Annotated in this window: 6 protein-coding genes; 4 read left to right on the top strand and 2 right to left on the bottom strand. The window is 72.1% G+C overall.

All coding sequences use genetic code 11. The features are described from left to right. Positions 1-35: 35 nt before the first annotated feature. Complete coding sequence (locus U8525_RS17895; protein ID WP_374267242.1) at positions 36-1,226, bottom strand: ATP-binding protein; 1,191 nt, start codon at positions 1,224-1,226, stop codon at positions 36-38. Positions 1,227-1,520: 294 nt separating this feature from the next. On the opposite strand from U8525_RS17895, the gene U8525_RS17890 reads away from it, so the two are divergent. The 4 genes from U8525_RS17890 to U8525_RS17875 all read left to right on the top strand — a co-directional run bounded on the left by U8525_RS17890 (position 1,521) and on the right by U8525_RS17875 (position 21,653). Continuing rightward, on the top strand, positions 1,521-2,606 hold the full coding sequence (locus U8525_RS17890) for a serine hydrolase domain-containing protein (protein ID WP_374267240.1): 1,086 nt from the start codon (positions 1,521-1,523) through the stop codon (positions 2,604-2,606). Positions 2,607-2,821: 215 nt separating this feature from the next. Further along, positions 2,822-19,198, top strand: coding sequence for an SDR family NAD(P)-dependent oxidoreductase (locus U8525_RS17885; RefSeq protein WP_374267238.1), 16,377 nt, complete (start codon positions 2,822-2,824; stop codon positions 19,196-19,198). A gap of 23 nt (positions 19,199-19,221) precedes the next feature. Further along, a complete protein-coding gene (locus U8525_RS17880; protein WP_374267236.1) occupies positions 19,222-20,022 on the top strand; it encodes a hypothetical protein in 801 nt (266 codons plus the stop codon). Next, entirely contained in the window at positions 20,019-21,653 is a 1,635-nt protein-coding gene (locus tag U8525_RS17875) for an FAD-dependent monooxygenase (protein ID WP_374267234.1), read from the top strand. The genes U8525_RS17880 and U8525_RS17875 overlap by 4 nt, the downstream gene beginning before the upstream one ends. A gap of 26 nt (positions 21,654-21,679) precedes the next feature. Here the strand turns inward: U8525_RS17875 and fabD are convergent, their stop codons facing one another. Beyond that, positions 21,680-23,959, bottom strand: coding sequence for an ACP S-malonyltransferase (gene fabD / locus U8525_RS17870; RefSeq protein ID WP_374267232.1), 2,280 nt, complete (start codon positions 23,957-23,959; stop codon positions 21,680-21,682). Positions 23,960-24,086: the final 127 nt, after the last annotated feature.

Below are 24,086 nucleotides of genomic sequence, written 5' to 3'. Positions count from 1 at the left end.
CGCGCCCGCGGCCCGGTGCCGACGAGCTGTCGCCGTTACACCGCATGGGCAATGTGTAACGAGGGGGAGGCTCCCCCCTCGACCTGTCGTCGCGGCAAGCCCACGCGAAAGGTCGTCCCCGCTTCCGCGGTCGACTCCACATCGAGGGTGCCGCCGTGAGCCTGGACGATGCTCTTCGCGATGAAGAGGCCCAGGCCCAGGCTTTGACGTGCGGTCGACGCCTCTTGCGCCCCCGTCCCCCGGCGGAACGCGTCGAAGAGCGTGGGGAGCAGGTCCGCAGGGATGGGGGAGCCGCCCTCGTTGTGGACTTCCACCCAGGCGGTGTCGTCTGCCTGTCCATGCGTCGTGACTCTGACGGTGGATGTCTCGGGGCTGTACTTCAATGCATTGTCGAGCAGGTTGGAGACGACCCGTGACAGCCGCTCCATGTCCCAGACCCCCAGCAGAGGGGTCTGCTGGAAGTCGCATTGGATGACGCGCTCCTTTCGCACGGTCCTCATCTCATCCACCGCGCGAGCGCAGAGCTCGTTGAGGTCGCAGGGGGCAACGTTGAGGTGGATGCCGCCGCCCAGTCGGACCCGCGTGAAATCCATGAGCTGATCCGAGATGTGTTGGATGCGCTTGCCTCCACGCAGCACTCGCTCAAAGGCCTGGCGCTGGGGAGGCAGCAGGGCTTCCTCCAGCTTGAGCTGCCCCTGGGAGGTCATGAGGATGGAAGACAACGGGGTGCGGATGTCGTGGCTGGCCACGCCCGTGAGGTATTGCTCCAGCTCCGCCTGTCGTTGGAGCTCGGCGGCGGCGCGGCGCTCTCGCTCCCTGGCGAGCACCTGGTGCTTGAGGCGCTCGCCGCGCAGATAGAGCTCCACGAAGACAGAGACCTTGGTGCGGAGGATGTCCGGGTCCACGGGCTTGAGGATGTAGTCAGCGGCCCCTTGCTCGTACCCTCGTGTGATGTAAGCCGTCTCACGGCTGAGCGCGGTGATGAAGATGAGGGGGATGTGACTGGTGCTCTTTCTCGAGCGGATGAGCTTCGCTGTCTCAAGCCCGTCCAGGTCAGGCATCTGGACATCCATCAGGACGCAGGAGAACTCGCCCAGCATGAGCTCCTTGAGGGCGGCTGCCCCTGACTGCACGCAGACAATGTCTTGCCCAAGCGAGCTCAGGACGGCTTCCATCGCCACCAGATTGGCGGGGACGTCGTCCACGACGAGGATGCGAGTCCGCACGGGGGACGTGCTGCTTGCGTCGTCAGTGGGCTCGACGAGAGAGGACAAGGGAGCGGTGGGCTTCACGCTGCTCGCGACTCCATGCGGCTGAGTTGAGCGGATGGATGCGGCCAGCCGAGGACGCATCTGCTCGGAGGCTTGGTAGATTGGGGCGGGGCTTCCAACTTCCAATGTGTGGAACGCTCCGGAGTGGTGGGCCTCTTCCGCCGGATTCGGGCGGCTGTCGGGCGAGCCTCTCCTCACCTACGCGGGATCCGACGGGTCGTCAGTCGGGCCCCTACTCCGAGGCGCCTCATGTTCCTGAACCATTGCAAGCTGACCTTCCTGGGGCTGCTTGCCGGCCTCTTCGTATCGCTGCCCGCGCGTGCGGAGGACGGAGTCCGGGAGCGGGTCCGGCGGTTCGTCGCGGATACGCGCTTCAACGGCGTCGTCCTCGTGGGCAAGGGCGCGCGGGCCGAGTACGTGGAGGCGTTCGGCGTCAGGGACGCTGACGCGAAGAAGCCGCTCCAGCGGAACAGCCGCTTCTTCGTGGGCTCCGTGAGCAAGTGGCTCACGTCCATCGTCGTCCTGCGGCTGGTGGACGCGGGGAAGCTCTCACTCGACGAGCCCATCCTCACGTACCTGCCGGAGTACCGCGCGGACACGGGGAAGCAGCTCACCCTGCGCCACCTGATCAGCCATGGCAGCGGCCTGCCCAATGGACTCATGGACGCAGCCAAGAAGGACCCCAGCATCGAGCGTGAGACGCGGTCCCCGGCTGAAGCCGTGACCCGGTACGCGAGCGGCGACCTGGTGTTCACGCCGGGCACGCGCTTCGACTACAACATCACCAACTGGATCCTCGTGCAGGCCATCCTGGAGCGCGTCTCCGGGCAGCCCTACGCACGGCTTGCACAGCGGCTCGTGTTCAAGCCCTTGCGCATGGCGGACAGCGGAATCTCGGCGGGCGAAGCAGGGGGCCTCCCGAACCTGGCCCTGGGCTATCGCTCCCTGGAGCCCAAGGTGGAGCGTCGCGTGTACACGCTCCCGAACTACCTCGTGACCGCGGGAGGCTTCTACAGCACCGCTGACGACATGCTCCGCCTGAACCACGGCGTGCTGTCGGGAAAGCTCTTGTCGCCCGCGTCCAGGAAGGCGCTGCTCACCATCGAGCGCCCCGAGTCCAACTACGCGCTCGGCGGTCGCGTCCAGACCTTCGAGGCCGCCCGCTCCGTCGCGACGAACGATGGGACCTGCGGCGCCTATCGCACCATCACCTGGCGGGTCCTGGATGACGGCAGGACCGTCATCCTCCTGAGCAGCCTCCGGCCAGATGACGAAAAGCTCTTCGCCTTCACCGAAGCGCTCCTGGGTCTCCAGCGCGCTCAAGAAGACAACTGATCAGGCCCCCTCAGGCATGGCGCCTGCTGCTCCTGCTCGGATCGTCACAAGGGGTCTGGGCCGCCCCAGGCAACACGGCAGGACATCCTGGTGGGACGGACCGTGGGCCAGTCCCGGAGGCACCGCGAGGTCGCCCACCGCGGAGGGCCCGCGCTCTCCGCTGATACCAAATCAATGTATTGAGCTATATTGCACGGTCTCCAGGACAAAACACCGTGCCCGACTTGCGACACGCGTTCGAGTGTAGCACCACGATCAGCCATGACGATCCGCTGGTCCGGGATCACCGGGTCCACGGAGTCCGCATCTTGCCGGGAGTGGTCTTCCTGGACCTGGTGCTCCGAGCCCTGAAGGCCCGCGGCTTCGACCTCCCGGCGGTCGAGCTTCACAACGTCCTCTTCAGCGAACCCGTTGCCACCACGGAGCAGTTCGACCGGCGCGTGCGCCTGCGGTTCGAGCCCCTCGACGCGGACGCCCGGCACTGGCGTGTGGTCGCCGAGAGCAGCCCCCTCCCTCCTGGGAGCACGGCGGACGCCGTCGAGAATTTCCGCTGCGACGTCCACATCACCGCGGAGCCCTTCGAGGGCCGGCTCGACGTGGAGGCCTTGATGAAGCAGGCCACGCGCACCTCGGACGTGGACGACGCATATGTGTACGCGCGCGGCGCGGCCATCGAGCACCTGGAGTTCATGAAAGGCCAGGGACGGCTCTACTTCCATGAGGGGGGCGTGCTGGCGGCACTCCATCTGAGCAAGCCCGCCCGTGAGCACCTGGAGGACTTCCTCCTCCACCCCGTCCTCCTGGACAGCTCCACGCTCCTGCCGTTCCTCTTCATGCAACAGCGGCCAGAGCTGGCCCTCCAGCCGTTCATCCCCATCCACATCGAGTCGTTCCGCGCCGTGCGCTCCCTGGGCGAACGTGTGTTCGTCCACGTGCGTGAGGCCAGCACCGGGCTCGTGGCGGACGACCTCTTCCACAGCGTCATCGACTTCTACTCACCGGACGGCCACCGGCTCGCCTCCCTTCGCAAGCTGTCCACCAAGCGCATCCGCTCCGAAGCCCTCATCTCCCGCCTGCAGCGCCCCGCAGGCGAAGCCCGGGCCCCGGAGCCTCGGGCCGCGCCAGCGCCCCCCACGACAGGGACTCGCGCGCCTTCCGTCCTGGACGCCCTGCGCGGCCTGCTCGCCTCCGAGCTGTCGGTGGCGCCCGAGACGCTCGACGACGCGGAGAACTTCTACTCCCAGGGGCTGGACTCCACCCACCTGCTGCGGGTCGTGCGGCGGCTGGAGCAGGACCTCGACTGCAAGCTCTACCCGACGCTGCTCTTCGAGCACAGCACCCTGCGCGAGCTGGCGGCCTACCTCGAAGAGAACCATGCACGGAGCGTGGCGGGGCTCGCCCTCCGGCAGGCCCCCCCTCAAAGCGCGGAGGTGCCCTCGCCCGCGCGGCAGGGCGTCCCCGCCCCCGCGGCGCCTTCACTCCCACGCCTGGACGAACCCATCGCCGTCATCGGGATCGCGGGGCGCTATCCCCGGGCGGGAGACCTGGACACGTTCTGGGAGAACCTCCAGGCCGGGCAGGACTGCATCACCGAGATCCCCAAGGAGCGCTGGAATCACGACCGCTGGTTCGACCCCACCGGCAGCCGCCCGGGCACCACCCAGGGCAGGTGGGGTGGCTTCCTCCAGGACATTGATCAGTTCGACGCGCGCCTGTTCAACCTGTCGCCGCGCGAGGCCGAGCTCATGGACCCCCAGGAGCGGCTGTTCCTGGAGACGGCGTGGCAGGCGCTGGAGGACTCGGGCCAGCCGGGCCGGGCGCTCCGGGGCCGGCGCGTGGGCGTGTTCGTGGGCGTGATGTGGGCGCAGTACACGCTGCTGGGCCTGGAGGAGACGCTCCAGGGGCACCCCGTCGCGCCCTCCTCTTTCGCCGCGTCCATCGCGAACCGCGTCTCCTACTTCTTCGACTTCCGCGGCCCCAGCCTGGCCCTGGACACGATGTGCTCGTCGTCGCTGACCGCGCTGCACCTGGCCCGCGAGAGCCTGCTGCGCGGCGAGTGCGAGCAGGCGCTGGTCGGCGGCGTCAGCCTCATGCTGCACCCGAGCAAGTACGTGTTCCTGAGCGAGCACCGCATGCTCTCCAGCGACGGCCGCTGCCGCGCCTTCGGCGAGGGGGGCAGCGGCTACGTCCCGGGCGAAGGCGTGGGCGCCGTCCTGCTCAAGCCCCTGTCGCGCGCGGAGGCGGACGGGGACTTCATCCATGGCGTCATCCGCACGACCGCGATCAACCACGGGGGCCGCTCCAACGGCTACACCGTCCCGGATCCCGACGTCCACGCCACGCTCATCTCCGAGGCGCTGGAGCGCTCGGGCGTCGAGCCCGACACGATTGGCTACATCGAAGCGCACGGCACGGGCACGAGCCTGGGAGATCCCATCGAACTCTCCGGCCTGGACAAGGCCTTCCGAGGCAGGACCGCGCCGGGGTGGAGCTGCGCCATCGGGTCCGTGAAGTCGAACGTCGGGCACCTGGAGGCCGCCGCGGGCGTCGCGGGCATCACCAAGGTGCTGCTCCAGCTGCGCCATCGCAAGCTCGTCCCGACCCTCCACGCGCGGCGGCTCAACCCCTTCATCGACTTCGCGGCCACGCCCTTTCGCGTCCAACAGGAGCTGCGGGACTGGCCAGAGCCAACGACCCGCGCGGGCTCCCCCGCCCCCAGGCGCGCGGGCCTGAGCTCCTTTGGCGCGGGCGGTGCCAATGCCCACGTCATCCTCGAGGAGTACGTGGCGCCCCGACCCGCGCTCCCGGCGCCCGAGCGGCCCTGCCTGGTCGTCCTGTCCACCCTCAAGGAGGACCGCCTCCGCCCCTACGCCGAGCGGCTCCTGCGCTTCGTCGAACGGCAGGCCGCCTCTGGTGGCGCACCGCCCCGGGCCAGCCTGAGGCAGATCGCCTACGCGTCGCAGCTCCGCGGCGAGCCCATGGCCGCGCGGCTGGCGTTCGTCGCTTCGAGCCTGGAGGGGCTTCGCGCGCAGCTGCTGCGCTATCTGGAGGAGGGACCGTCGCTGCCGGAGGACTGCTTCCAGGGAACGGGCCGCGCCGGACAGACCACCGGAGCCCTGTCCGCGCGCGAAACGGACGCCCCGGCGCTGCGCGCGCTCGCGGCGCGCTGGGTGGAGGGGCAGGACGTGGATTGGTCCACGCTGTATCCCGAGGGTCCCCCCCGCCGTCACCCGCTGCCCACCTATCCCTTCGCGTGGCGCTCGTACTGGCTGCCCCGGACGACGGCGCAAGCCGGGCCTCCCTCCGGCGGAGTCCCTCCCCGGTTGCACCCGGTGCTGGGCCGCAACACCTCCACATTCGAGTGCGTGCGCTTCGCCACGACGTTCTCCGCGACGGAGCCGCTGCTCGCCGACCACCGCGTCCGCGGCCAGCTGGTGCTGCCAGGCGTGGTGTGCTTGGAGATGGCCCTCGCCGCGGCGCGGCTGGCGGGCGCAGCGACCGTCCACGCCCTCCGCGACATCACCTGGGCGAGCCCCGGGGTGCCGTCGCAGGACAGCTCGACGCTCGACGTGTCCGTCGAGCTCCAGGGAGACGGTGAGCGCCTGGGGTTCCGCCTCGTCGGAGCGGACGGGCTCCTCCACGCGCAGGGTTGGCTGTCGCGGACGGCAGAATCGCCCCAGGTGGCGCCGCTCGAGGCGCCTGGTGACATCCAGGCGCGGTGTCCGCGCCTGCTGTCCGCGGAGGACGCCTATCGCCTCCTCGCCGCGCGGGGGCTGGAGTACGGGGAGTCCCTGCGCCCCATCCGCGCGCTCCACGAGGGACGGGACGAGGCGCTCGCCGCGTTGCGCCTGCCCGGGCCCCATCCCGCGCCGCAAGACGTCACCCTCCCCCCCGGCCTTCTGGACGGTGCCCTGCAAGCCGTCATCGGGCTCCTCGCGCGGGAGCCCGCGGCCGGCGTCTCGTCCCCGGAAAGGACCTGGCTCCCGTTCTCCGTGGCGGCGGTGCACCTGCTCCAACCGCTGCCGCCGGAGTGCTTCGTCCACGTCGTCCGCAAGGCCCGGCGCAAGGACGTGGAGACCTTCGACCTCCGCCTGATCGACGCAGCGGGGACGCTGCTCGTGCGGCTGGAGGACTTCGCGCTCCGGGAGGTTCGCGAACCGGCGCGCGAGACCACCCGCGTCCTGGCCGAAGCCTGGGTCCCCGAACCCCACGGACGCCCGGCCCCCGGGGCGGCCGGGGCCCTGCTGCTCTTCGACCGGGACAGCGTCCTGCGCGATGCGCTTCGTGCCAGGACCCAACGGCCCGTGCTCCTCGTGCGGCCGGGGACGGCCTTCCGATCGCTCGGCGACGGCATCTACGAGATGGCGCCCGCCAACACCGCAGACGCCACGCGGCTGCTCCAGGCCCTGCGGCAGGAGGGCCACGTCCCCTCGTCGGTGATCCATGCCTGGACGGGACAACAGGTCCCTGGGACGGAGCAGTCAGCCCTGGAGCAGGCGCTGGAGCTGGGACTCCACACGCTGATCAGCTTCACCCAGGCGTGGCTCCAGACCCGGCCGGTGCCCCCGCTCCAACTGCTGTGCGTGGAGGCCGGCGACGAGACCTCGTCACCGCATGCCGCGCTGTCGGGGTTCTGCAAGACGATCAACCGCGAGCATGGCGCCCTCCGCTACCGCTCGGTGCGGCTCGGGGATGGAGCCGCGCGCCCGGCCGCGGAGCCGTTGCTCCTGGAGCTCTCCGCGGGCGACGCTCCGGATGATCTGATCCGCCTGGATCCGGCGGGCCGCGCTCGCCTCCGCCTCCGGCGGCTCTCGCTGCCCGAGCCAGACGCCACGCCTCTGCTGCGGCACCGCGGCGTCTACCTCATCACCGGCGGCCGTGGTGGCCTGGGGCTGCTCTTCGCGCGGTTCCTGGCCCAGCGCTTCCAGGCGCGGATCGTGCTGGCCGGACGCGCGCCCGAGGACGCGGCCATGCGCGAACAACTCCAGGCGCTCGGGGCCCATGGCGCGGAGGCCGTGTACCTGCGGGCGGACGTGGCCCGCGGGGACGACGTGGAGGCGCTCGTCAACGAAACCGTGCGCCGCTTCGGCGCGCTTCATGGAGTCATCCACTCCGCTGGCGTGTTGCGGGATGGCATGGTCGCGCAGAAGCGCCCGGAGGACGTGACGGAGGTCCTCCGCCCCAAGGTGGACGGAGCCATCCACCTCGATCACGCCACGCGGGAGCTGCCGCTCGACTTCTTCGTCCTGTTCTCCTCGCTGGCGGGCGTCATCGGCAACGTGGGGCAATGCGACTACGCGTTCGCCAACCGCTACCTCGACCAGTTCGCGCGGAGGCGCGCGGCCCAGGTCACCCAGGGCCAGCGCCACGGCCGCTCGCTCTCCATCGCCTGGCCGCTGTGGCGCGAGGGCGGGATGCGCGTGGACGCGCACGTCGAGCAGCACCTGCTGCGGACGCTCGGCATGAGGCCCTTGAGCACGCAGGCCGGGCTGGACTTCTTCGTGCGGGCGCTGAACGCGACCGAGCCCGTGCTGGCCATCGTGGAAGGCGACCTCGCTGCGATCGACAGGTCCTTCGCGGTGGTCCAGGCTCCCGAGGCAGCTCCCGCGCCGCGGCCCGCCACCTCCGCGCCCGCCAACATGGACGCGGTCGTCTCGACGATCGCGGAGGTGCTCCGCGTAGAGCGGTCGGACGTGGATCCGGACGCGAGCCTCGAGGATCACGGCTTCGATCCCACCACGCTCGCCATGCTGAGCGCTCGGCTGGGTGAGCACATGGGCCGCACGCTGAGCTCGCGCAGGCTGGCGGAGCACGCGTCGGTGCGCGCCCTCTGCCAGACGCTCGCCGCGGCGGAGACGTCGTGCCCGCCCGCGCCGGTGTCCGCCCCCGCCCTGGAGCCTGAGCTCCGCTCCATGGCCCAGGACGGACACCTGCGCGAACGGGTGCTGGGCCGGGTCGTGGAGACCGCAGCGTCGATCCTCAAGATGGACGTGGCGGACGTGGATCCGGATACGGACCTGCGCGACTTCGGCTTCGACTCCATCTCCATGACCCGGCTCGCCAACCAGCTGCGCGATCAGCTGGGCGTAGACCTCACGGCCGCGATGCTCTTCGAGCACGACCGGCTGGGCGCGCTCGTCGGCCACCTGCTCGCCACGCAGGGCGAAGCCCTGAGCGCACGGTTTCCAGGTGCCCACCCGCCAGCGGCCTCCCCGGCCCCGGCGGATGTGGCCTCCGCTCCGGCGGAGCAGCCCAGGCCGCGGCCCCCGACAGGCACCGCCCCTTCGGGCGGCGCGCATGCCCCGCCGGAGCCCATCGCGATCATCGGCATGGGCGGCCTCTTCGCCCGGTCCCCCGACCTGGACAGCTTCTGGCGCAACCTCGAGCAGGGCCGTGACCTGATCGAGGAGGTTCCGCCCACGCGGTGGGACTGGCGCGCGCTTGAAGGCAACCCGCTGACGGAGCCGAACCGCACCCACGTCCGGTGGGGCAGCTTCATCGACGGGGTGGAGCACTTCGACGCGGCGTTCTTCCGCATCACGCCCCGCGAGGCGGCGTTGATGGACCCCCAGCACCGGCTGTTCCTCCAACTGGCGTGGAACACCCTGGAGGACGCCGGCTACCGGCCATCCTCCCTCGCGGGCAGCCAGACCGGCGTGTTCGTGGGGATCGGCACGACCGACTACCACGACCTGCTGCGGGACTCCGGCATCGCCGCGGACGCGCACACCGCCACCGGCAAGGCCCACTCGGTGCTGCCCAACCGGCTCTCCTTCCTGCTCGATCTGCACGGCCCCAGCCTCCCGGTGGAGACCGCCTGCTCCAGCTCGCTGGTCGCCATCCACCACGCGGTCCAGGCGCTGCGCTCGGGACAGTGCACGCTGGCGCTCGTGGGCGGCGTCAACCTGCTGCTCAGTCCACACCTGTACTTCGCGTTCAGCCGCGCGGGCATGCTGAGCGAGGATGGACGCTGCAAGACGTTCGACGCCTCGGCCAACGGCTACGTCCGGGGCGAGGGCCTGGGCGCCCTCCTGCTCAAGCCGCTGTCACGCGCCGAAGCCGACGGGGACACCATTCACGCGGTCATCCGTGGCACGGCCATCAACCACGGCGGTCGGGCCCAGGCGCTGACGGCCCCCAACCCGAGATCCCAGGCCGAGCTGCTGGTGGCCGCCTACGAGGATGCCCGGGTGGACCCGGCGACCGTGGGCTACATCGAAGCGCACGGGACGGGCACCAGCCTGGGCGACCCCATCGAGGTCGCCGGCCTGCGCATGGCCTTCGAGCGGCTCTCCGCGCGCTGGCCGCGGCCCCTCCCGCCCGAGCCCTCCTGTGCGCTCGGCTCGGTGAAGACCAACATCGGACACCTGGAGACGGCGGCCGGCATCGCGGGGGTCCTCAAGGTGGTGCTCGCCCTGCGCCACCGCACCCTCCCCGCCAGCCTGCACTTCCAAACCCCCAATCCTCAGCTGAGGCTGGAAGGCGGGCCGTTCTACGTCAACGCGCACACCCGCCCGTGGCCCGCCCCCGTGGACGGGGAAGGCAGCGAAGTGCCCCGGCGCGCGGGCGTGAGCTCCTTCGGCTTCGGCGGCACCAACGCGCACGTCGTCCTGGAGGAGTACCGTGCCGCGCCCCGACCCGCGGAGGTGTCCCAGCGGCCCCAGTTGGTGGTGCTCTCCGCTCGCGACGCCGCCATGTTGCGGACCAGCGCGGAGCGGCTGCGCGAGGCCCTGCGCGCACCGGAGCCGCCGCGCCTGGAGGATCTGGCCTACACGCTCACCGTGGGACGCGAGGTTCTTGACGAGCGCCTGGCGACCGTGGTGCGCAGCCTGGATGAGCTCGCCGCGCGGCTCGACGCCTGGCTCGAGCGCGGGTCCGCCGAGCACGTGCACACCGGCGACGCGGGGGGAGCGCGCGCGAACGATGTGCTCCTGGGCGGTGCTGCGGGCGCGGCCTTCCTGGACGCATTGATCTCCGGAGGCGAGCTGGACCGGCTTGCCCGTCTGTGGGTGGGTGGGGCCACGGCGGACCTCTCGCGGCTGTTCCCACGCCCGGCGCGTCGCGTGTCCCTGCCGGGCACCCCCTTCGCGCGGACGCGACACTGGCTGCTCACGGGGCCGGTGGAGCGGCTGTTCGTGACGGGCATGGCGCCAGCAGCCACCGCGACCGTCGAAGCCGCGACGCCACAGCCTCCTCGGCGAGAGGAGGCCGGGGCGGAGGCCGCGGACCCCTGCCGCGACGTGCTCCACTTTCTGACCCGGGAGCTCGCAGCCACGGCGCGGCTCGATCCAGCCAGCGTCAACCCCACGGCCGACTTCGAGAGCTACGGGATGAACTCCATCCTCATCGCCGAGCTCCACCAGAAGCTGGAGGCGGCCTTCGGCAAGCTCCCGATCACCCTGTTCTTCAAGTACAAGAGCCTCGCGGACCTCTCGACCTACCTGGGCCGGGAGCACGGCGTGCGGGTGCAACAGCTCACGCGGCAGGCCTCGCTCCCAGCCGAGCCGGTGCCGGCGCGGCCCATCGTGCCGGCGCCGGAGGACGCCGCCGCCGGGGACATCGCCATCGTCGGGATGAGCGGCCGTTATCCCCAGGCGGAGGACCTGGAGCAGTACTGGCACAACCTGGAGACGGGCCGGGACTGCATCGAGGAGATCCCGATCGAGCGCTGGGACTACCGTCCCCTGTTCGATGCCACGCGCCGCGAGCCAGGGTCCCTCTACGCGAAGTGGGGCGGATTCCTGAAGCGGGTGGATCGCTTCGACGCGGCCTTCTTCCAGATCTCCCCGCTGATCGCGCGGTACATGGACCCGCAGGAGCGCCTGTTCCTGGAGACCGCCTGGTCCTGCATGGAGGACGCGGGCTACACGCGCGCGGGGCTGGCGAAGGCGGAGGCGGGAGATCAGCGCGCGCCGGTGGGCGTGTTCGTCGGCGTCACCTACAACGAATATGCCCTCTTCGGCGCGCAGGAGTGGGCGCGCGGCAACCGCGTCCCCTTCAGCACCCAGTCCTTCTCCATCGCCAACCGGGTCTCCTACGCGCTCAACCTGAGCGGTCCGAGCCTCACCGTCGACACCGCCTGCTCGTCGTCGCTCAACGCCATCCACCTCGCCTGCGAGAGCCTGCGCTCCGGAGCGTGCGAGGTGGCCATCGCGGGCGGCGTGAACCTGTCGCTGCACCCGAGCAAGTACGTGATGCTCTGCGCCAACCGCTTCGCGTCGAGCGACGGCCGTTGCCGCAGCTTCGCCGCGGGAGGCGACGGCTACGTCCCCGGCGAGGGCGTGGGGGCCGTGCTGCTCAAGCCCCTGGCCAGGGCGCTGCGCGACGGAGACACCATCCACGCGGTCATCAAGGGCAGCGCGCACAACCACGACGGGAAGACCCACGGCTACACGGTACCGAACCCCGTGGCGCAGACCGAGGTCATCGCCACGGCACTGCGACGCGCCGGGGTGAATGCGCGGACCCTCGGGTACGTGGAGGCGCACGGGACGGGCACCAGCCTGGGCGACCCCATCGAGGTCAGCGGGCTGACGGACGCGTTCCGGAGCCACACCCCGGACCGCGGCTTCTGCGCCATCGGCTCGGTCAAGGCCAGCATCGGGCACCTGGAGTCAGCCGCCGGCATCGCCCAACTCCACAAGGTCCTCCTGCAAATGAAGCACCGGCGGCTGGCGCCCACCCTCATCCACGGCGGGCAGCTCAACCCGCACATCGACTTCGCGAGCACCCCCTTCCACGTCCAGCGCGAAGCCGCGCCGTGGCAGGCGCGCCCCGGCGAGCCCCTGCGCGCCGGCATCAGCAGCTTCGGCGCGGGCGGCGTCAACGTGCACCTCGTCGTCGAGTCCTGGGAGGCGCCCGTTCCCCGGGGCCCTCCGCGCCCCGCGCGGCCCCACGTCCTGGTGCTCTCCGCCCGCACCACCGAGCGGCTGAGCATCCAGGCACGCCGGCTGCTCGATTTCCTCGATGCCCGGCGGGACTCGGGCACGGTCGAGCTCGAGGCGCTGGCGTTCACGCTGCAAGAGGGACGAGAGGCGATGTCCGCCCGGCTCGCCTTCGTGGCTCCGGACCTGGCCACGGCTCGCGAACGGCTGCGCGCCTACGTGACGCACGCGGAGGATCCGGTGGCGCTCCAGGCCCAGGGCCTCTTCACGGCCAGCCTCCCGCCATCGCACGTTGCGGGCGCAGCCCCCACCGAAGCCGAGCTGCTGGCGCTCGTCGCCCGAGGCGAGCACGCCACCGTCGCGCGCGCCTGGGCCGAGGGCACGCCCTGGCCCTGGCGCGCATTGCACCGGGATCCTCCGCCGCGCAGGCTGAGCCTCCCCACCTATCCCTTCGCCGGGGAACGGCATTGGATCGAGCCCTCGGGACCGGCGCCGACGACGCCCCCCTCGGGGTCCCCCCCTGCCCCCTCGGCACCCGCGCCCCTGCGGCCCCGCCTGACGATGCGGGAGCAGCTGCGCGACGCCCCCCAGGCCGAGCGGCACGCGCTCCTCGTCCAACTGCTCGGCGAGGTGGTGGCCCGCGTCCTGGCCTACGCCCCGTCCACCCGGCCCTCGCCGGACGAAGGCTTCTTCGACCTGGGGATGGAGTCGGTGCAGGCAACGCAGCTCGTGGAGCAGTTGGAGGGCGAGCTCGGGATCGAGCTCCATCCCACGCTCGCATTCGATCACCCGACGCTGCGCTCCCTCGCGGACTTCCTCCTCGAGCGGCTCCCCATCGGGGCCGAAGCACCGGCCGAGCTCCGCGCCGGGGGCCCGACGGAAGGGGTGGTCGCCCGTCAGGAATGGCGTGACGCCCCCTCCACGCCGACGCGTGGAGCCACGCCTCGCGGCGTCCTGCTCGTGGGCGGAAGCGAGGCGCACGTCAGGGCCTTCCGCGAACAGCTACACGCGCGGGGACTCGACGTGCCGGTGGTGGGAGCGCGCCTGGGGCGGCGCTTCGCCGACGCTGGCGCGGCGCTCGAGTTGGACCCCGCCGACGCACGACAGGTGCAGCAGCTCCTCGCCTCGCTGGATCGCCGGGGGCTCCAGCCCAGCCACGTCTTCCATCTCGGGGCGCTCGACGCGGCGTTCGGGGAGGAGCCCAGCCGCGGCTTCACCCACCTGCTGGGGCTCGCGAAGGGAATGCTCACGCACTCGTCCAACGGCGCGCTCCGCCTGAGCTACGTGCACGCCACGGTGGACGGGGTGCGCCATCCCGCCCACGCCGCCCTGGGCGGCTTCTGTCGCACGCTCGGCCTGGAAGCGCCGCGGCTTGGCTTCCAGAGCCTGGCGCTGGAGGCGGAGGCGTGCGCGCCGTCCGACGTGGCACGGCTGGCGCTGGCCAACAGCGAGCACGACGACGTCGAGGCCCGGTACCTGGCGGGCCGGCGGCAGGTGCGCGAGCTGGTGGAGCTGCCGCCCGCGACGCCGCGGCCGACACCGCTGCGGCAGGGCGGGGCCTACCTCATCACGGGGGGAGCGGGCGGACTGGGCCTGCTGCTGGCCGAGCACCTCGTGCGCACCGTCCAGGCACGCATCGCGCTGCTGGGACGGGGAGCGCTGGACGAGGCCCGCCGCCTCCGGCTGGAGGCGTTGCGCGCCACGGGCGCGGAGGTGCTCTACCTCCGCGCGGACGTCAGCGACCGGGCCGCGGCCGTGCGCGGAGTCCGCGAGGCCCACGAGCGGCTGGGGGCGTTGCACGGCATCATCCACGCCGCGGGCGTGACGCGGGACTCGCTCGTCACGGCCAAGGCGCCGGAGCAGTGGGCGGCGGTGCTCGGCCCCAAGGTGCACGGCACGCTCCACCTGGACGAGGCCAGCCGTCACCTGCCCCTGGACTTCTTCGCCCTGTTCTCCTCCACGGCCGCCATCACGGGGAACGTGGGCCAGGGCGACTATGCCTTCGCCAACGCCTTCCTCGACGCCTTCGCCGAGGAGCGCGAGGCGATGAGGGTCCGAGGAGAGCGGCACGGGCGCACGGTGTCGTTCAACTGGCCCTTGTGGGCCGAAGGTGGCATGCGGGTGGATGCCAGCACGCTGCGCTTCATGGAGCGCCGCGGCGGTCTCACGCCCCTGCCCACCGCGCTTGGGCTGTCGGTGTTCGAGGCGGGGCTGGCCCAGGAGGGCTGCCAGCGCGTGGTGTTCCACGGCATTCGTGACACCATCGTGCGGCGCTTCGGCGTCCAGAGCGGGGCCGCGCCGGGCGAGCCCGTTCCCGCTCCCGCCGCCGGGCCCTCCGCGCCCGCCCCGGAGACCAGGACACGCCCCGAGACAGCGGCGCAGGAGGGTCGGGAGGCCATCGCCATCATCGGGATGGCCTGCCGGTTCCCCGGTGGGTGCGACAGCCCCGAGGCCCTGTGGCGCTTCCTCCTGGAGGGCGGCGACGCCATCGTGGACGTGCCCGGAGCGCGCTGGGACCCGGAGGCCTTCTTCCACGCGGATCCCGACACCGCTGGGAGCGTGTACGTGAGGCAGGCGGGCTTCCTGAAGGAGGCGCCAGCGCTCTTCGACGCACGGCTCTTCGGCATCTCTCCGCGCGAAGCCGCGGACATGGACCCGCAACAGCGCCTGTTGCTGGAGGTGTCGTGGGAGGCCCTCGAGCGCGCGGGCCTCGCGCCTGACAGCCTCGCGGGCAGCCCCGTGGGCGTCTTCGTGGGCATGGGCAGCGCCGAGTACGGCCTGCTCCCGCGCGCCGCGCGGCAGTTCAGCGCCTACGCGGCCACGGGCCTGGCGGCCAACATCGCCTCGGGCCGCATCGCCCATCGGCTGGGGCTCCAGGGGCCCGCGCTCACCGTGGACACGGCGTGCTCGTCGTCGCTCATGGCCGTGCACCTGGCGTGCGACAGCCTGCGCCGGGGCGAGTCCACCGTGGCCCTGGCCGGCGGCGTCAACCTCATGCTGTCGCCGTACCCCTTCGTCTCGCTGTGCCGCTTGCGCGCCCTGGCGCCGGATGGACGGTGCAAGACGTTCGACGCCTCGGCGGACGGCTATGGCCGCGCCGAGGGTGGCGGGATGGTGGTGCTCAAGCGGCTGTCCGACGCACGGCGGGACGGCGATCCCGTGCTGGCCGTGCTCCTGGGCTCGGCGGCCAACCATGACGGCGCGAGCAGCGGGCTGACCGTGCCCAATGGGCTCGCCCAGCAGGCGCTCCTGCGCAAGGCCCTCGAGGCCGCGGCGCTGGAGCCCCAGCGCATCTCCTACGTGGAGGCCCACGGCACGGGCACGTCCCTCGGAGATCCCATCGAGATGCAGGCCCTGGGCTCCGTCTACGGGCAGCGCCCGGCCTCCGCCGAGGCCTTCACGGTCGGCGCGCTGAAGGCCAACCTGGGGCACCTGGAGGCCGCCGCGGGCATCGCGGGCCTCATCAAGACCGTGCTCTGCCTCCAGCACCGGGCCATCCCGAGGCAGCTCCACCTGCGCCAGCTCAACCCCCACATCCGCCTGGACCGCATGCGCGCCCGGCTCGCGTGGGACACGCTGCCGTGGGACGCAGAGGGACGGATTGCCGGCGTGAGCGCGTTCGGGTTCTCGGGGACGAACGTCCACGTCATCGTGGCCGAGCCCCCGACCGCGCCCGACACCACCGCCCCGCGCCCGCGGCCCGTCCACCTGCTGCCCCTCTCGGCCCGAGACGACGCCGCGCTGCGCGCCCTCGCGCGCTCCTGGCGGGAGTACCTGTCGCGGGAACCCGAGCACGGCGTGGCCGCTGCGTGCACCGCCGCCGTCTCCTCGCGCGGCCAGTTGGAGCACCGCGCCGCGGTGGTGGCCTCCGACGGCGCGGGGCTGGCCGCCGCGCTCCAGGCGTTCGCCGAGGGCGGGAGGGCCGAGGGCCTCCTTCACGGCATCGTCGAGCAGGCCGCCGTCCCCCGGCTCGCGATCGCCATTCCCCACGCGGGAGACCTCCGCGCCACGGTGGCGGCGCTCTACCCGGTGGAGCCCGTCTTCGCGGCGGCCTTCGACGCGTGTGGCGCCGTGGCCCGGGAGCTGTCAGGCGGGGACCCCCGCGTGTTGGAGGCACCGGAGGTCACCACCTTCCGCGCCCGGTACGCGCTGCTCAAGCTGCTGGGGCACTGGGGCTATCACCCCGACGCGCTCCTGGCCGACGGTCGTGGCCTCCATGTCGCGGCGTGCGAGGCCGGGGTGATGGGGCTCCGGGACGCGCTGCGATGCCTCCTGCGCGACCTGGGCTCGCCTGGCGCCTTCCGCCTGGAGGAGGAGCGGCTGGCCGAGCCCCGCGTGCGCCTGCTGCGAACGACGGCCGACGCGCTCATCGATGCCCGGAAGGCGCTCCATCCCGGCACGTGGGAGGCACCCGCCGAGGCGACCGAGCGCTGGGACGCGGCCCTCGCGGGCCTCGGCTCCACGGAGCGCCGGATCATCGTCGCCCTGGGAGACACGGGGCGCCCCTGGCTCCGCGCCACCTCGGAGCACGCCCCCTGGCGCACGCTGATGGAGTGCGTGGCGGACCTCTACACGAAGGGGCTGGGCCCGGCCCGACGCGCCTTCACCGAGGCGAGGCCCCGTCCGGAGCGCCCACCGCCGACCTATCCGTTCCAGCGCAAGCCCTACTGGCTGCCCGGGCTGCCCGTGGAGGCCGCCCCCGCGTCCGTGTTCGACGGCACGCCGCTGCACTCCCCCCGCCGCGAGCGCGAGTTCGCCTATCGGATCAGCCACGCGCGCCTGCCGGAGCTGGCGGACAACCACGGCATCGCCCACGTCGGCCACCTGCAGGAGCTGCTGACCCGCGCCATCCGCCAGCACCTGGACTTCACGTCGTTCGCGCTGCGCGACGTGCGCTACCTGGCCGCGCTGCACGTGGAGCCCGGCGAGGAGCGCGAGGTGCGCCTGGGCGTCGAGCCGCTGGAAGCGGACCGCGCGAAGCTGCTGCTCCACGGCCGCGTGAACGAGCGGGGCCCGTGGACACTCCATGCCCAGGCGGTGCTGGAGCGCGCGGCGCCCACGCGGCAGGCCCCGGACACTCCCCCGGGCCTGGAGCAGGGCACCCACTGGGACGGCGCCACCTTCTACCAGCGGCTCGCCGAGCTGTCCTTCGACCTGGGGGAGAGCGTGAAGTGGGTGGACGCGGTGAGCTTCCGCGATGGCGAGGCCGTGGCCCGCTTCCGGCGGCAGCCCCGCGCTGAGCGGAGCGCACACGCCCTGGGCTTTCACCCCGGCATCCTCGATGCGTGCGCGCAGCTGTTCGCCGTGGCGGGCGCCGCCCACCTGGGCAGGCGCATGAGGTTCATGGTGGTGGGCTGGGAGTCCTTCCAGCTCCACCACGCCCCGGCGGGCGACACGCTCCAGTGTCACATCACCTTCCCCGAACCTCCCGACGCGAACGGGCACGTCACCGGCCACTTCCGGCTCCTGGACGAAGCGAACCAGCTCATCGCCGAGGCCCGTGGACACCAGCTCCGGCTGCTGAGCGCCGAACGGGTGGAGGCGCTCGAAAGGGCCCTCCAGGAGTCCCCCTCGCCGTCCCGGCCCCAGGGCTCCCTGGCCCCAAGGGAGCTGCCCACCCGGCGAGAAGAGGTCGTGGCCTTCCTGACCGCGCGCGCCGCGCATCACCTGCACCTGGAGCCGGACGCGCTGACCCGCCAGGTCCCGCTGCGGGACCTGGGGCTCGACTCCATCATGGGGCTCTCGTTGCGCCGGGACATCGAGGAGACCCTGTCGCTGCGGGTGCCCGCGGAGCTGCTGCTCGAGGGCCCGAGCATCGACAGCCTCGCCCAGGCCCTGTTGCAGGACCTCGCCTCCGCGCGGCCCGCGCCGGAGCCCGCGGCGTCCGACGCCTGGTTCAGCCACGCGGTGCGCCGGCCCCGGCCCCGCGTGCGCCTGTTCTGCTTCCCGTACGGCGGCGGCGGAGCCTCGCTCTACCTGGACTGGGCGCGGCTGCCCGAGCACATCGAGGTGTGGCCGGTGCAGCTCCCGGGCCGCGAAACCCGCATCCATGAGCCGCCCCTCCACCGCCTGGACGACCTGCTGCCACGGCTGGAGGCCGCGCTCTCGCCCCACCTGGACCTGCCCTTCGCCTTCTATGGGCACAGCCTGGGCGCGCTGCTCGCGTACCTCCTCGCCAGCCGGTTGCGCGCCCAGGGGCAGCCCCAACCCGAGCACCTCATCGTGGGCGGCGCCAGCGCGCCCTTCCTTTGCCCCGGCCCCTTCCTGGAAGGGCTCCAGCAGCGCTTCCGCGACGCCGGTTTCGCGGGAGTGCCGGCCCCGGACACGCGCGAGCCGCTGGGGCCGTTGCTCGACATCACGCTGAACACGGCCGAGGGCCGGATGATGGCGGGCCGGGATGCCGACTTCGCGCGGGCGCTGCTGCCCATGCTGCTCGCGGACCTGAAGCTGATGGAGGGGTTCCGCTACCAACCCGAGCCGCCCTTCGCCTTCCCCATCACCGTCCTGCACGGCAACGCCGATGACCGCGTCAGCGCCGAGGCCGCCGCGGCCTGGCGCGCGCTCACCCGGGGGGCGTTCCACCTGCACGTGACGCAGGGGGATCATTTCTTCCTGCGCGCGAACCAGGCCCAGTCCTGGCTCCTCCAGCGGATCGCCGCCGCCCTTCCCCTCCACCCTCCGATGCAAGCCCCCGCCCCCTCTCCCTGATCACCAGCCCCGGACGGCCCCTCATGCGACGCGCCCACCTTTTCGAGTTCAACGACCTGCCGTGGCTGCCCTCCCCCCTGCGCAGGACGATCATGGAGTTCCTGCACCACATGTCCGTGCGGCTGCGGATGTATGACAACGGCTTCGACGCCCTCGCCCGGCTGATGGAGCAGCGGGGCCTCACATCCATCCAGGCGCTGTGCGCGGGGGACGGGGGGCTGATGCTGGCCCTGTCCCGGCGCCTGGGCGGCGAGGGCGTCCGCATCCAGCTGTCGGACAAGTACCCGTCCCTGGAGCGGTTCGCCGAGCTCGAGCGCGAGAGCGCGGGCCGCGTGAGCCACGTCCAGGGGTCCGTGGACGTGCTGAACGTCCCCGAGCAGTTGTCGGGCCTGCGCCTCATCGTCAACGCCGTCCACCACTTCCAACCCGACGCGGTGCGGGGAATCCTGGCGGACGCGGTGGCCAAGCAGCAGCCCATCGTGTTCCTGGACCCCGTCCAGCGGGACCTGGTGTCCGTGCTGCGCTTCACCGCCGCGACGCCGCTCATCAGCGCCTGGCTGAGCCTGGGCGGGATCCGCCCCCTGAGCCTGCGCCGCGTGCTGCTGGGCGTCGTGGCCCCCCTGGGCTCGCTGTGCTTCCTCTTCGACGGCGTGGTCTCGCACCTGCGCGCCTACCACCTGGAGGAGTGGCAGGCGCTCATCCAGCAAGTCGAAGGACACGAGGGCTACGACTGGGACCTGCGCATGCTGCCGGGCTTCATGGGCGCGCGCGTCTCCTTCCTGGCCGGCGTGCCGAAGGCGCTGGCCGCGGGGAGGGCCGCATGAGCGCCGCGGAGGTGTTGATCGTGGGGGCCGGTCCGGTGGGGCTCTGCCTCGCGCTGGCGCTCGACCAGCAGGGCGTGCGGGTGCGCATCATCGACAAGGAGCCCTCGTTCTCCGGCGAGTCCAAGGCCGTGACGATCCAGCCCCGGACCCTGGAGCTCTTCCAGATGCTGGGCGTCGCGGAGCGGCTCATGAAGGACGGGGTGGTCAACCCCGTCATGAACATGCACGTCGGGCGCAAGCGCGTCACCGTGCTGCGCTACGACCGGCTGGAGACCGCCTTCGCCTACTACCTGCACCTGCACCAGGGGCAGACGGAGCGGGTGCTCGTCCAAGCGCTGGAGGAGCGCGGCATCACCGTGGAGCGCTCCACCGCGCTGGAAGGGTTCGAGCAGGACGCGGCGGGAGTGACGTCCCGGCTGGTGCGAGCCGGGGGCGAGCCGGAGGTGGTCCGGGTGCCGTTCCTGGTGGGCTGCGACGGCGGACACAGCCGGGTCCGCGCGGTGCTCGACCTGGGGTTCAAGGGCGCGCGGTACGACGACAACTGGATCATGACGGACGTGCGCATCCCCAACATGTCGCTCGCCCGCGACGAGCGCCACGGCTTCATCCTGGACCGGTTCCCCTTCGTGGTGCTGAACCTGGGCAAGGACTACTACCGGCTCATCGCCGCGCGTCCCCCCGGCTCTCCGCTCGCGGGCCAGGCGCCCACGCTGGAGGAGTTCCGCGCGCTCATGACGCCGCTGGGCCTGGGCCACTGGAAGCTGGAGGACCCCCTGTGGCTCACCCACTACAACCCGAGCCAGCGCCTGGTGTCGCACTACCGGGTGGGGCGCGTGTTCGTGGCGGGAGACGCGGCGCACGTGAACACCCCCATCGCCGCGCAGGGCCTCAACACGGGCGTGCTGGACGCCGTCAACCTGGCCTGGAAGCTGCGGCTCGCGACCCGCGGCAAGGCGAGCACGGCCCTGCTCGACAGCTACCATGCGGAGCGCCACGCCGCCGCCGTGACGATGTTCGCGCAGAACGACCGGCTCACCCTGCTCGTCTTCGGCGCGAACCCGCTCCTGCGCTTCCTGGCGCGCAAGCAACTGCACCTGCTCAACGTGCCCGCGCTGAACCTGAAGAACGTCCTGGCCACCTCGCAGCTCGACCTGCACTACCGCCGCAGCCCCGTGGTGCAGACGGCGCTGGATCCGTCCGGCGCCCGCGCCTCCCTGGCCGCGTTCGAGTGGGGCCGGGCCCGGCCCGGGGATCGCGCGCCGCACTGCGTGCTGGACGGGGAGCAGCGCACCGCGATGTACGAGGTGCTCCAGGCGACCCACCACACCCTCCTCATCCTGGGCGGAGCGAGGCCCGACCCGGCGCGGATGCGCGCCGTGGCCATGCATGCCCGAGAGAAGCACGGCGAATGGCTCCGCCACCACTTCATCTTCCACGGACAGGTCCCGCGGGGCTTCGACGCCGGAGACAGGGGCACCGTGTGGAGTGACGCGGACGGGAAGGCCCACCACGCCCTGGGCGCGAAGGGCGCGGGCTGCGTGCTGATCCGCCCCGACGCCTACGTCGCCGCGCGCTTCCCGCTGGACGCGGCGGCGGGGCTGGATACCTACTTCAACGCGCTCCTGGCGTAGGCTCGCCCGCAGCGGGAGGACGCGCCTCAGGTCCCCCCGCGCATCGCCTGGAAGCGCTCCTCCAGCCAGGTGGCCGTGGCCTCCATGAGCTTCACGCCAACCTCATCCACGTGCCGGTTGCGCCATGAGGACAGGGGAGTCCCGCGCACCCACTGGTTGAAGGCGCCCATCGCCGGCCCGCAGTGGACCTGGTAGTCGGTGCGCTGCTCGCGGCTTCCGCGCAGGGCCAGGCGCGAGGTGTGGACGAAGTACCAGCGGAACACGAGCGCCATCTTCTTCCGGGGGTTGCGCTCGGCGAGCGCCACCACCTCGGGCTCGACGCGCAGGTAATGCTGGCGCGTCTCCTCCCAGACCTCGTCGAAGCCGCGGCGGAAGACCTTCTCCTGGAGCTGCTTGCGGGTCTCCACGTCCAGCGCCTCCAGGGACGGGTGATGTTGATAGAGCGCGTACAGGCGGTTCGCCCTGGCCGGGAAGAAGAGCCCCTTGCGAACCACCTGGATCTTCGCGCCGAGCTCGAACATGTCCCCCGCGGGCGCGCACGTCACGTCCTGCACGTCGAGCGTCTCCAGCAGGTCCTTCACGGGCTCGCTGGTCCCCGCCTCCACGGTGCACTGGTTGATGGACCCCGTCACGATGAAGTCCGCGCCCATCAGGAAGGCCGCGCCCGCCGCGTGGGGCGTCCCGATGCCTCCGGCTGCGCCCAGGCGGATGCGGGCCGGGTAACGGTGCTCGGCCATCATCCGGTCGCGCAGCAGGCTCATCGCGGGGAACAGGGCGCCGGCGACGCCCTGGTCCGTGTGGCCTCCCGAGTCCGCCTCCACGCAGACGTCCTCGGCCATGGGCAGCTCCCTCGCGACCCGGGCCTCCTCCTGGCTGAGCAGCCCCGCGCGCACCAGCCCCTCGAGGAGCTCCTGTGGGGGCGGGCGCATGAAGGCCTCCGCGACCTCCGGCCGGGACACCTTGGCGATGAGGCGGTTCGGGGCCTCGGCCTGGCCACCCTCGCGCCGCCGCGCGCCCGTCATGCGGAAGCGGACCAGGGCAGGCGTCAGCTGCAGGAAGGCGGACGCCTCGACGGTGCGCACGCCCCTGCGCAGGAACAGGTCCACCAGCCCCGCCTCGCGCTCCGGGCGCTCGGGGCTGTGCAGCAGGTTCATGCCGTAGGCCTCGCCCGGGCGCAGCGCGGCCTGGATGGCCAGCAGCTCCTCTTCGACGCGCGCCAGCGGGACGCCACCGGTGCCGAAGAACCCCAGCAACCCCGCGCGGCCCATCCGCACCACCAGCTCCCGCGAGGAGATTCCCTTGTACATGGAGCCCGCGACATAGGCGAGGCGCACGCCATGGGCGTCACGGAAGGCCTTGCTGCCCAGGAGCTCCGCGCGCAGCCCTGCGACGGCGGCCGGCGCGGGGGCGCGGACGGCGGGAGGCACCTCCAGGGTGGCCATGGACGCGGGCGCGGGCGCCACGGCGGTGGGGGTCGCCTGACGGATCTGGTTGATGAGGCCCGTGAGGACCCTGCCGTGCCCCACCTCCACGAACTCCTGCTCCCCCTGGGCGAGCAGGGCGCGCACGCCCTCCGTCCACCGCACCGGCGAGTCGATCTGCCGGGCCAGCAGCTCCGCCACGCGCGCGTCCTCGTAGGGACGGGCCTCCACGTTGGAGACGACCGGGAAGCGCAGCGGCGCGAAGGTGAACTCCCGCAGGAAGGTCGCGAAGGCGTCGCGCGCGGAGCGCATGTAGCGCGAATGGAACGCGGCGCTCACCTTGAGCAGGATGACAGTGCCGCCCGCCGCGCGCAGTTCCGGCGCCACCCGCTCCAGGTCCTCGCGCGGCCCGGAGAGCACCTGCTGGCTGGGCGTGTTGTCATTGGCCAGGTCCAGGGAGCGCACTCCCAGCCGCTCCAGCACCTCGACGATGCGCTCCACGGACAGCCCCATCACCGCGGCCATGCCGCCGCCGGTCGCCTGGGCCATCAGCTCCCCGCGCTTGCGGACCAGGAGGACGCCGGTGGCGAAGTCGAAGGCCCCCGCCGCGAAGAGCGCGTTGTACTCGCCCAGGCTGTGCCCCATGGCGTGATCGGGGTCACGCCCGTGACGCGCCCGCTGCTCCAGGTATGCAAGGGCATTCAGGACAAACAACGCGGGCTGGGTGTATCGCGTCTCGTCCAGGCGCGCGTCCTGACACACCTCCGCCAGCCGGAACCCGAGCAGGGCGTCCGCCTGGGCCACCAGCTCCGGATGTCTCGCGATCAGCTCGCCTCCCATTCCCCTTTTCTGAGAACCCTGTCCTGGAAACACGAACGCCGTCATCTTTCACACCCGATCTCTCCACGCCCCCCGGGAGCCCACGTGGGGTTCCGCCCCGGAGGGACGCGGCCCACGCCGATACATCCAGGGCGCAGTTTTACGCTGTTCCTGAGCTATCATAGTCGCGGTC

Source organism: Corallococcus sp. RDP092CA (genome assembly GCF_041903675.1).
GTDB lineage: Bacteria > Myxococcota > Myxococcia > Myxococcales > Myxococcaceae > Corallococcus.
Note: the sequence above shows the minus strand (reverse complement) of the source record. Positions and strands in the feature narration are given on the sequence as shown.

Bases quoted from the DNA above. Each gene is read 5' to 3' on its own strand.
- U8525_RS17890 (WP_374267240.1), top strand. From the start codon at position 1,521: ATGTTCCTGAACCATTGCAAGCTGACCTTCCTGGGGCTGCTTGCCGGC.
- U8525_RS17880 (WP_374267236.1), top strand. From the start codon at position 19,222: ATGCGACGCGCCCACCTTTTCGAGTTCAACGACCTGCCGTGGCTGCCC.
- U8525_RS17875 (WP_374267234.1), top strand. From the start codon at position 20,019: ATGAGCGCCGCGGAGGTGTTGATCGTGGGGGCCGGTCCGGTGGGGCTC.
- fabD (WP_374267232.1), bottom strand. From the start codon at position 23,959: ATGACGGCGTTCGTGTTTCCAGGACAGGGTTCTCAGAAAAGGGGAATG.